General features: G+C 67.6%; 7 protein-coding genes. All 7 read right to left on the reverse strand.

Annotated features, from left to right (window positions below):
* A partial coding sequence (locus tag Q4E95_RS08275; protein ID WP_303382850.1) for a thiamine pyrophosphate-binding protein occupies window positions 1–963 on the reverse strand: 963 nt, incomplete at its 3' end.
* A 129-nt stretch (window positions 964–1,092) separates the two neighbouring features.
* Window positions 1,093–2,430, reverse strand: coding sequence for a sulfate adenylyltransferase subunit 1 (locus tag Q4E95_RS08280; protein WP_303382851.1), 1,338 nt, complete (start codon window positions 2,428–2,430; stop codon window positions 1,093–1,095).
* Window position 2,431: 1 nt separating this feature from the next.
* The gene (gene cysD, locus Q4E95_RS08285; RefSeq protein WP_303382852.1) at window positions 2,432–3,364 is read right to left on the reverse strand and encodes a sulfate adenylyltransferase subunit CysD; all 933 of its coding nucleotides are present in this window, start codon (window positions 3,362–3,364) and stop codon (window positions 2,432–2,434) included.
* A complete protein-coding gene (locus Q4E95_RS08290) occupies window positions 3,361–4,095 on the reverse strand; it encodes a phosphoadenylyl-sulfate reductase (RefSeq protein WP_303382856.1) in 735 nt (244 codons plus the stop codon). The genes cysD and Q4E95_RS08290 overlap by 4 nt, the downstream gene beginning before the upstream one ends.
* Before the next feature lie 80 nt (window positions 4,096–4,175).
* On the reverse strand, window positions 4,176–5,888 hold the full coding sequence (locus Q4E95_RS08295; protein WP_303382853.1) for a nitrite/sulfite reductase: 1,713 nt from the start codon (window positions 5,886–5,888) through the stop codon (window positions 4,176–4,178).
* Between the two features lie 266 nt (window positions 5,889–6,154).
* Window positions 6,155–8,380: a PhoX family phosphatase gene (locus Q4E95_RS08300; RefSeq protein ID WP_303382854.1), complete on the reverse strand. Its 2,226-nt coding sequence runs from the start codon at window positions 8,378–8,380 to the stop codon at window positions 6,155–6,157.
* Window positions 8,381–8,511: 131 nt separating this feature from the next.
* A partial coding sequence (locus Q4E95_RS08305; protein WP_303382855.1) for an o-succinylbenzoate synthase occupies window positions 8,512–9,252 on the reverse strand: 741 nt, incomplete at its 5' end.

Consider the following 9,252-nt stretch of genomic DNA (forward strand, 5'->3'; position numbering starts at 1 on the left):
CACCTGGTCAACCAGGTCCAGTTCCAACACGTTCTGGTACGAGTGCACGGCGGACATGCCGAAACGCGCGTTGGAAGATGGTTCGGCCATGAGCGGCAGTCCGGCCTCCGCTGCGAACCGCGCGGCACCCGGCCCCGCGCCGTCGCCGGCCATGACCACGGCCCGTACGCCGTCCGGGGTGCTGGTCCGCTTCCCATGATTCTCACCCGAGGGTGCCGCAATGCCGCCGCCGCGCACATTGTGTTCGCGGACAGTTGTGCCGATGTCCCGGGGCAGTCCGCCCGTAGCGATGTCCGGGCTGTCTCTCACCAGGGATTCGTCGAAGACGGCCCAGGGGTGGGCGATGCGCGCGGGGCGGTTTTCGGCCAGTTCCGCCGCCAGTTCCACTGCCCAGTTCTTGAGGAACACGTGGTCTTCCTCGGCCCACGGGTACAGCGGGTCCCGCAGGCCAAGATTGAGGTGCACCGGGCCCGGCGCGGTGGTGCGGCTCCCCCCGGCGGCCGCGAGCGCGCGATCCAGCGTCTCCGCGGCGGGGTTGTGATCGTCGGGCACGAGGTCCACTTGGGCGCGCACGAACGCCTCGAACACTCCCGGTTGGAATGTGGTCTGGTTGGCGCCGGTGCCGCGCAGTTCGGGCGGGCGGTCAGCCGTGAGGGCCACGAGCGGAACCCCCGAGTGCGAGGCCTCCATGACAGCGGGCAACAGGTTGCCCACCGCGGTGCCGCTGGTGGTGAGTACCGCGGCGGGTCGCCCGGTGGAACGGGAAATTCCCAGGGCCGTGAAGGCCGCCGCGCGCTCGTCGATGCGCACGTGGACGCGCAGCGCCCCGCTCTCCTGGGCCGCCGCGGCGGCGTAGGCGACGGGTGCGGAGCGAGAACCCGGCGCGACCACCATGTGCTCCATGCCCGCGCGCGCGAGGGCACTCAATGCGGTGGTGGCCGTCAGCAGGCTCGGAGTGATCATGGAGCCCACTCTAGTGAGCCCCTCGGACACCCACAGTCGCCCGCAGCACGCGGGGCTCCATCACGAGGACACGCGCGCACGTGATGCGGGCGGCGCCGCCCGATCACGGACGACGCCGCCGCGCAAACCTCAGATCCGCCAGTCGCCGTTTTCTGCCTTGAGACTTCCCAGCACTCCGGGAGTCTCAACGCTGTCATCCTGGATCATGCCCGCGGCCTGCGTGCGGCCCGTCTGCGGGTCGATCAGCAGGAACGATCCCAGAGTGTGCGACCGGGTATAACCGGTGGCGAAGATCGGATCGGCCACCCGCACCGTGATCCGGCCGATGTCATTGAGTCCGAACGAGTCCACGGATTCCGCGCTGAGACTGTCCAGGTTCAAGCGACCGTCGATCGACCCGACAATGCCACGAACCACTCGCGTGGTGTGTTTGAGCAGTACGCGCTGGCCCTCGTGCAACGGCTTCTCATCCAGCCAGCAGACCACGGCTTCCACGGACTGGCTGGGTTCGGCGCCCGCCTCCACACCGGAAATGAGATCACCGCGGGTGATGTCGATCTGGTCACTCAACCGCAGGGTCACGGACTGCCCTGCGACGGCCCCGTCCAGGGGCTGACCGGCCAGGTCGATGGCCTCAACCGTGGTCCGGCGACCAGCCGGCTGCACCGAGACGGTATCTCCCACGCGCACGGTTCCGGAGGCGATCTGCCCCGCATACCCGCGGTAGTCCACCAGTGCGGGATCCACCGCGGCGGACTGCGGGCGCAGCACCGTCTGCACGGGGAACGCGAAATCCTCGGACCGGGTGAGCTCGGCCGAATCCGGCAGCGTCTCGAGCCATTCCAGCAGGCTGGGGCCCTCGTACCACGGGGTGTTGGGCGATTTCTCCGCCACGTTGTCCCCGCGCAGGGCGGAAATCGGGATGGTCTGCAAGGCCAGCACCCCGAATTGGTCGGCCAGCTCGTGCAGGTCCGTGGTCAACTGCGCGAACCGTTGCTCGGCGTCCGGGACCAGGTCGATCTTGTTGAGCGCCACGATCAGGTGCGGCACACCCAGCAGCGCGGCAACGGCCAGGTGGCGGCGGGTCTGCTCCACGATCCCGTGCTCCACGTCCACCAGGATGATGAGCGCATCCGCGGTGGAGGCGCCCGTCACGGTGTTGCGGGTGTACTGCACGTGTCCCGGGCAGTCGGCCAGGATGAAGTTGCGGGCGGGCGTGGCGAAGTAGCGGTAGGCCACGTCGATCGTGATTCCCTGCTCGCGTTCGGCCCGCAGGCCGTCGGTCAGCAGCGCCAGATCCGCCGAGTCCAGACCGCGCGCCTGGCTCACCCGCTCAATGGCCTCGAGCTGGTCGACCAGGATGTTCTTGGTGTCGTGGAGCAAGCGCCCCACCAGGGTGGACTTGCCATCGTCCACGCTGCCCGCCGTGGCAATGCGCAGCAGGCTTCCTCGGGTGTCGACGCTCATTTTAGAAATAGCCCTCTCGCTTGCGGTCTTCCATGGCGGCCTCGGACATGCGGTCATCCGCTCGCGTGGCACCGCGTTCGGTGAGTGTGCTGGTCGCGACCTCCGCCAGGACGTCCTGGGCACTGGCGGCCGGTGATTCCACGGCTCCGGTGCAGCTCATGTCGCCCACGGTGCGGTAGCGGACCGTGCGGCGTTCGATGTTTTCGCCCTCGCGCGCACTCACGTACTCCCCCACGGCCAGCAGCATGCCGTCGCGCAGGATCACGTCTCGTTCGTGTGCGTAGTACAGCGGCGGCAGCTCAATGTTCTCCGCGGCGATGTAACGCCAGATGTCCAGCTCGGTCCAGTTGGACAAGGGAAACACCCGCACGTGCTCGCCCGGGCGGTGGCGCGTGTTGTACAGGTTCCACAACTCGGGGCGCTGGTCGCGCGGGTTCCACTGGCCGAACTCGTCGCGCAAGCTGATGATGCGTTCCTTGGCCCGGGCCTTTTCCTCGTCACGGCGGGCACCGCCGTAAACCACGTCATGACGGCCGTCCGTGATTGCATCCAACAACGGCACGGTCTGCAACGGGTTGCGGGTGCCGTCCGGGCGCTCGCTCAACCGCCCGTCATCGATGTAGTCCTGCACGCTGGCCACTTCCAGACGCACCCTGAGCCGCTCGGCGGTGCGGTCGCGGAACTCGAGAACCTCCGGGAAGTTGTGCCCGGTGTCCACGTGCAGCACGGGGAACGGGATGGGGCTGGGCCAGAAGGCCTTGGCGGCCAAGTGCAACATCACCACGGAGTCCTTGCCGCCGCTGAACAGCAGCACGGGGCGTTCACCCTCGGAGGCGGTCTCGCGGAAAATGTGCATGGACTCGGCCTCGAGCCGCTGCAACTGGGAGAGCGCGGCCGCGTGCGGTGCCGAGGTGGAGGTAACTGTGGTGGTCATACGTGAATCCCGCATTCTGTCTTGCCCAGCCCGGACCAGCGACCAGCGCGCGGATCCTCACCGGGGGCAACTTTTCGTGTGCACGGAGCGCAACCAATGGACGGGTAACCCTGCGTCAGCAGCGGGTTGACCACCACCAGGTTGGTTTCGGCCCAGCTCACGACGTCGTCGAAGGTCCAGTCCACGATCGCGTTGATTTTGACCATGTGATGGCGTTCGTCCCATTCCACCGGCGCGGCGTTGGCGCGATGGGGAGTTTCCTCGCGGCGCAGCCCGGTCACCCACGCCTCGTAGCCCTCAAGGGCGTTGTCCAGCGGCTCGACCTTGCGAATCCCACAGCACGTGGCGGGTTCGCGGTCGTGGAGTCTCGGACCGAACTCGGCGTCCTGCTCGGGCACGGTCAGCCGCGGCAGCAGGGTGCGCACGTTCACGGGCCAGTCCGAAGCGAACGCGTCCCGGGTCTCAAGGGTTTCCTGGAAGTGGTAGCCGGTGTCCAGGAACAGCACGTCCACGTCCTTGATGTGCTGGCTGACCAGGGCGGGCACCACGGTGTCCGAGGCCATCGAGCACGCCACCGCCAGCGACTTCCCGAACGTCCTGCCGGCCCAGGCCAGCAGTTCCTGGGTGTCCGCGTTGCGCTGACCGAACAGCTCGTTGGCCTCCTCGACCAGGGCCTTCAGCTCGGCCTCGGAGCGAGTTCGCTGGGGCGCCGACGCCGCGTCGGGCGCCATGGCCTGACCCGGTGCGGCCGGTGCCGCACCCGGGGCGGGTGCCGCGGGCGGCGTCGTCGGGGATGAAGTAGTGGGAGTGGTCATCGCAGGCAATCCTCCTCGGCGTTCTGTGCCCACTCGGCGAAGGTGAGTTCGCCGTTGGTCTCGGCCATGTAGCGGCGGGTCACGCGCTCCACGTAATCCGTCAGGTCGTCGGAGGTGACCTTCAGGCCCCGCACGGTGCGACCCAGCCCGCCCTCTTCGCGGTCCGCGGAGGCGAGCCCGCCGCCCAGGTGCACCTGGAACACGAACTCCTCGCCGATGAACTGGCCCTTGAGCCCGATGTCCGCGGTCTGGATGCGCGCGCACGAGTTGGGGCAGCCGTTGATGTGCAGGGAAATGGGGTTCGTGATCTCAAGATCCGTGAGCCGCTCTTCGAGCTGATCGATCACCTGGGCCGCCAGGCCCTTGGTCTCCACGAACGCAAGTTTGCAGAATTCAATGCCCGTGCACGCAATGGTCGCGCGGCGGAACGGGCTGGGGTGCGCGTCCATGCCGTGGGGCTCGAGCGCGGCGGTCAGCTCCGCCACACGATCCTCGGGGACGTCCAGGACCAGGACCTTCTGGTAGGGCGTCAGCCGGATGCGGTCGGAACCCACGGCCTCGGTTGCGTCGGCGAGCGTCAACAGCGCGGCGGAATCGAGGCGGCCCACGGTGAGGGCGAAGCCCACGTATTTCTTGCCGTCGTGCTGCTCGTGCACGCCCACGTGATCGGGGCGACCCACGGCGCGGGCGGGCGCGGGGCCGTCCGGGAGTTCGCGGCCCAGGTACTCGTCCTGAAGCACCTGGCGGAACTTCTCGGTGCCCCACTCGGCCAGCAGGAACTTGAGGCGGGCCTTGGTGCGCTGCTTGCGGTACCCGTAGTCGCGGAAAATGCCGGCCACCGCGGCCCACACGGGAACCACGTCTTCCGGTGCCACGAACACGCCCAGTCGCTCGGCCAGGCGCGGGGTGATGGACAGCGCGCCGCCCACCCACAGGTCGTATCCGACCCCGAGTTCGGGGTGCTCGACCCCCACGAAGCTGACGTCGTTGATTTCGTGCACCACGTCCAGGCTCTTGCTGCCGGTGATCGCGGTCTTGAACTTGCGGGGCAGATTCACGAAGTCCGGGTTGCCCACGAAGGCCTCCCCCAGGGCATCCAACTGCGGGGTGCAGTCAATGATCTCGTGGGCGTCCACACCGGCCACCGGGCTGCCCAGGAACACGCGCGGGGTGTCGCCGCACGCTTCGACGCTCAGCAAACCCACGGAATCCAGCCGCTCCCAGATCTCGGGGACGTCCTCAACGCGGATCCAGTGCAACTGGATGTTCTGTCGGTCGCTGACATCGGCGGTGTCCCGGGCGAAGTCACGGGAGATCTCACCGATCACGCGGGCCTGCGCCACGCTCAGCCGACCGCCGTCCGTGCGGATGCGCATCATGAAGTACTTGTCGGACAGGGATTCCGCGTCCAGCTTGGAGGTGGAGGCGCCGTCCACGCCTTGTTTGCGCTGGGTGTAGAGACCCATCCAGCGGAACCGTCCGTGCACGTCATCCGTGGGAATCGAATCGAAACCCTGCTTGGAGTAGGTGTCGATGATGCGTTCACGGACATCGAGCGGATTGCCCTCGGCCTTGAACTCCTCGTTGTGGTTGAGGGGGTCCTTACCGCTGATCTTCCATTGCCCCAGGTTGGTGCCGGGGCGCGGTCCGCGCACGCGCGGGGCAGCCGACTTGGAAGGACTCTCGGTTGAGGTCGTTTGCGCGGCCATGGCAGCTCCTTGAACGGAAACTAGTGATCGTCAGGTGCGCCACGAGATGTCGGGGGTACGGGTGAGGTCCCCGGGCGGCACAGTTCTGCGTGACCCGTTGCGTCAAAGCTACCGATGCCCGGCCATAGCTGGTAGCCAGGTGTCACAGGGCGTCACATAGGTTCGCGCTCGCCACGACGACGCCGCACGGCCCGGTGAGATTCCGCCGCGCGGCTCGGCCCCGCGGGCGCGAGCGGCCGGTGTGACCGCTCGCGCCCTCGTCCGAATCAGCCGTCGTAGGAGCGGCGGGCCCGGCGGGCGCGGTCGCGGGTCTCCGCATTCGACTTGCCCCGGTAGCCGCGGTACTTGGGACCCTTGGGCCCGTTCTTGCGGCGTTTGCCGCGGCCCTTGCCCTCGCCCGGTTTGTCGCTGACGCCACCCGGGAACTCCGGATCTTCCCCGCGGTTGAGGCGGAAGACCTGCACCACGGCGGGGCGGGGCATGGAGAACTCGCCTTCGCCGGCGCGGGTGGGCAACACGTAATCCGGGAAGTAGGAGCGAGGCTCCTCGAACGAGCCGTCCTCACCCGGGTGCTGCACGGCCACGTAGACCATGTCCTCGTTGTCGTGGACCACCGGACCGCAGGTCTCGGCGTCCTGTGGGACGGACAGGAACTGCTGCACGCGGCCGCGCTCGGAACCGGTCAGACCCACCTTGAACAGGGCGTCGTTGTAGCCGATCTTGGACGGCGCACCGTCCGTGGAGATCCACAGGTTACCCGCGCGGTCGAAGGCCACGTTGTCCGGGCAGGAGATGGGTGAAACCTTCTCCTTGGGGTACCCGCCAAAGTATGTGCCGGAGTCCTTGGTGGGATCACCGCAGACCAGCAGCAGGTTCCAGTCGAAACGTGTGGCGCTCACGCGACCGTGGCGTTCGGTGAGTTCCAGGATGTAACCGTCGCGGTTGCCGGTGCGCGGGTTGGCTTCGTCCACCGGGGCGAAGCCGGGCTTGCCGCGGTCGGAGTTGTTGGTCAGCGCCGCGTACACCTTGCCGGTGTGCGGGTTGGGTTCCACGTCCTCGGGGCGGTCCATCTTGGTGGCGCCGGCCTTGTCCGCGGCCAGGCGGGTGTAGACCAGGACCTGGTCCACGGCCATGCCCTTGATCATGGACTTACCGCCCTTGACCAGGGGCAGCCATTCGCCGGAACCGTCGAATTCGCCGTCGGCGGGCAGGGTGCCGTCGCCGGTGATCTGGGCCGGGTCGGAGTTGCCCGTGAGCTTGGCCACGTACAGATCGCCCTCGGAGAGCAGCGTCATGTTGTGGCGCTTGTCCCCCTCCTTGTACTTGCGGGAGGAGACGAACTTGTAGATGTACTCGAACTTCTCGTCGTCACCGGAATAGGCGACCACCGTGCCGTCATCGCCCACGTGCACGTTGGCGCCCTCGTGCTTGAAACGACCCAGTGAGGTGTGCTTGACCGGTGCCGAGTTCGGGTTCTGCGGGTCGATCTCCACGATCCAGCCAAAGCGGTTGGGTTCGTTCTTGTACCCCTCGATGCGGGCGTCGAACCGCTTCTCGACCTCCGGCCAACGGCGCGAGGGCATGGTGGTGGGGAAACCGTAGCGCTTCTCCTCCGGGGTGCCGGAGGTGATGAAGTACTGGTGCACGTTCTCCTCGCCGGAGAGGACGGTACCCCACGGGGTCACACCGCCGGAACAGTTGTTCTGGGTGCCCGCAACGCGCTTGCCCGTGGGATCGTCCTGCGTCTTGAGCAGGTCCGAGCCCGCAGCGGGACCGTCCACCACGAACGGTGTGCTCAGGGTGATGCGACGGTTACGGGCACCGCCGCGCACGTAGGACCACGGTTCGCCCACCTTGGTGCGGGTGATCTCCACGACCGACATGCCATGGGCTGCCATGGCGGTGCGCACCACGTTGGCCAGGTTCTTCTCCTGCTCTCCCGTGGGGAACATGGTGTTCTCGTTGGTGTACTCGTGGTTGTTGACCAGCACACCGGTCAGCCCGTTGGGGTCCGGGATGATGTCCAGGTAATCGGCGTTGAAACCGAATTGTTTGGACTGGGACTCCGGGGTCTGATTCTTGGGGTCGAACTCCGGGGCGTCGTAGAACAGCGGGTCGCCCCAGCGAATGATCGGGGACCAGTCGTAGTTCTCCGGGACATTGAAGTCGTCCACGGTCATGCCCACGGGCTTGATCGGGGTGAAGTCCAGGCGACTGCGGCCCTTGCCCCAGTACGCGTAGCTCGCGTTGGCCGGCTCGGCGGCACCCGCCACGGCCCCCACCGTGAGAGCACCGGCCAGGCCCAGGCCCAGTGCGGAACGGCGGCTCACGGCCGCGGAAATGATGTCGTGCGCGTACTCGTTGCCGGACTGGTTGCAGTCCGGGTTCGTGCACTGGCTGCCGCACTTGAGTTCACAGGTCAGCGGGCTGCGCTTGCCCTTGACGTGGCCCAGCATGGGCAGGAGTTTGCGGCGTTCGGGTGTCTGCGTCATGGGATCCCCCTGGGTGAGGACATGCAAATACACATGTCAGCGAGTTGTTCCGCTGCCTAGCTCACCACCTGAGAGTGAGCTGAGTACGACGCCAGGTGAAACGGGAGGTTAATTGACCGAGCCGGGCAGCGCTAACCCGCCAGCACCGCGTGCGTCCTGCGGATCCGGTCGAGCCACCAGTCCCGCCGCTCACCCGTCACCGCGAATTCCGCCAAGAGATCCTGGTCCACGGCTGCGTCTCGCACCGGAATGTGACCCTCCTGCGGTTTGAGTGATTTGCGGGTCACATCCGCCGCCATGAGCGACAGGGTTCCCAGCCCGCACGCGTACGGCAGCTCGGGCAGCGCGGCGGCCAGGGCCACACCCGCCCGAATTCCCACGGAGCTGTCGATGGCCGAGCTCACCACGGCGGGTAGGCCCGCGTCCCGCACGAGCTCCAGCGCCCGGCGCACTCCCCCGAGCGGGGCCACCTTCACGATGATCAGGTCGGCGGCACCGGCACGGGCCACGGCGAGGGGATCTTCGGCCTTGCGGACCGACTCGTCCGCGGCAATCTTCAGGTCAATGCTCTTGTCCCGCAGCCTTTGCCGCACGGCGGCCAAGCCTTCAATGGTGGCCACCGGCTGTTCGGCGTACTCCAGGTCGAAGGCCGCCAGCTCCGTGAGCGCCGCGACGGCCTGCTCCTCGTCCCAGCCCATGTTCGCATCCACCCTGAGCTCCGCGCCGGGAAGGAGGTCGCGGACGGCGGCCACGCGAGCGACGTCGTCCGCCAGGGATTGACCGCGCTCGGCGACCTTGATCTTCACGGCGGGTACCGCGCCGCCGTACCCGGCAAGCACGTCCGCCACCCGGTCGGCGGGCACGGCCGGGAC

It is taken from the genome of Kocuria sp. (assembly GCF_030536815.1).
Taxonomy (GTDB): Bacteria; Actinomycetota; Actinomycetes; order Actinomycetales; family Micrococcaceae; genus Kocuria; species Kocuria gwangalliensis.